Annotated in this window: 2 protein-coding genes; both read right to left on the reverse strand. The window is 42.3% G+C overall.

Translation table 11 applies throughout. The annotated features are described in order from the left end of the window. Positions 1-9: 9 nt before the first annotated feature. Positions 10-1,263, reverse strand: a complete 1,254-nt coding sequence (locus tag Q0252_RS04115) for a hypothetical protein (RefSeq protein WP_297984102.1) — start codon at positions 1,261-1,263, stop codon at positions 10-12. A gap of 300 nt (positions 1,264-1,563) precedes the next feature. Further along, positions 1,564-1,963 (reverse strand): hypothetical protein (locus Q0252_RS04120; protein ID WP_297984104.1); only part of this gene is annotated, 400 nt, incomplete at its 5' end.

Below are 1,963 nucleotides of genomic sequence, written 5' to 3' on the forward strand. Positions count from 1 at the left end.
GTTAAATAATTATTCCGGGCAGGTCTGGTCTGTAAAGCATTTCCACTCGTTACCGTTGTAGATTTTCAGACAGTCATTGGTAATGTCGTAGACCATCATTCCTTCTATAAGATTTGTAAAAGGTATTGCAGAAATTTGTGCAGCAGTAAGTCTGTTGATAACGAATCCTTTTGTTGAAGCTTCCAGCGCAGTATGCCCACCTTTGCGTATCATAGGCCAGTTGCTGTTTTCTGCTCCGGCTCTTCCGAAAGCAGTGATGCCATGTTTGGTATCAAGTATCTGTCCGTCTGATCTTGGCTCCCGGTAACAAACATTTAGCGGGTCTCCGCACAGGCTGCCGTTCAGAACAGTAGTGGCTACTCTGGTGACGCAGGCACTCCACTTCACAGTTAAAGTGTAGGTACCGTCGTCTGCTGCTGTATAATTCGGGAAGTAATAATTCTTAGTGGTGGCAAGAACAGTGGCGCTACCCTGCTTTCTCCACTCATAAGTACCCCCGGAAAAAGATGGACCTACTAAAGTGTAGGATTGGTTATAGCACGGATTTCTCGTATTCTCAACTCTTATATTGCGCATCACTTTAATCCTTAGAGTTGTAATAAAAGTTTTACCACAGCTGGTTAATTTAAATTCATAAACTTTATTCGGAGTAAGGTCAGTTACCACAACATTCTCAGGAGCACTATTTGAATGTAGTGTCCATGTGGCAGCGCCTTGTTCTCTGTACTCCAGAATTCTTGGTATACCACCTATCAAAGTAAGATACGCTGTTCCACTTGAAAGCGGGTTTCCGTTTGCATCCTCGCAGATAATACCTGCTTTACCGGTAACTCTTGGGCCTGTAGTATTAGTAGCAATACTTACCTGTGAACCTGAAATATAATAAGTTTTTGAAGTGTCGCAAGCCGGAGTAATTTTTAGGCGGGTAGTGTAATTTCCTCCTGGAATATTAGCAAAAGTGCCTGTGGTATTGGTAGCAATAATATTGCCGTTCGAATCGATCAGTTCAACTTCGCGGGTATAGCCACCATTATAAACAATGGTACTTGTTACGGAGCCAGTGCCGGAACACGTAGAGTTTCCGAATGAAGTTAAAGACTGCAGAAGACCAGTAGTATTTGCCGGTATGGTAAAGGTATATGTTCTCGCGGAAGATGCGCATCCTGTACCAGAACTGGAAATCTCTACAGTGTAAGTTCCACCGGGAGTCAATTCATTAAAGGAGAAATATCTGAAATTTTGAAAGACACCAACCTGCCCCACATTATTTGGGCCGTTGATGATTTTTACTGTAGCATTTGCAAGGTTTTCTATATAATTGGTAAATTCTATGCGAACCTGTGTAGTACCGGTTTGGTCTATGATAAGGCTGGGAGCTGTACAAATACTTCGTAAATATGTTACATTCGCATTGATTCGCGTGTTCGCCGGATCTGCGGGCTTGTCTAAGGTAATGGTTTTAGTAAGTACAGTACCACAGTAATCGGTATAGCTTACGGTATAAGTACCAAAATTTAGGATATATCCTGTTGACCAACTATTTAAAGCACCGGCATTTGCTCTTTATGTTGTATAAACAGGTGTCCCTGTAGCCGTGCTTCCAGAATAAACCCTTACAGTTACCGGAAAAACAACGAAATTATTGCTCACTCCCCTGATTGACATTTTTTCATCAGCACCACAGCCACTGTTCAGCGCAATAATTGAGAAATCCGGCGTTAAATTGGTTGTTAAATCTTTACAAATAACTTTAGTATCTCCACATGGTGAGGTTAAAAGAATCACATATTTTTTTGACGCTACAACCGGCAAAGTAAAACTATTGTTTGTTTGGGTAATATACTCATCGAATATTGGTGTACCGGTAGGTGCCGCGGGAGGACAGCTTCCGGTCTGTTCCCACATTTGTACATGCAGTCCCGGCGATGGATACGAACTGACAGGTACGGAATTGCCGGAAACA

It is taken from the genome of uncultured Chryseobacterium sp. (assembly GCF_936933875.1).
In the GTDB taxonomy this organism is placed as follows: domain Bacteria; phylum Bacteroidota; class Bacteroidia; order Flavobacteriales; family Weeksellaceae; genus CAKZIK01.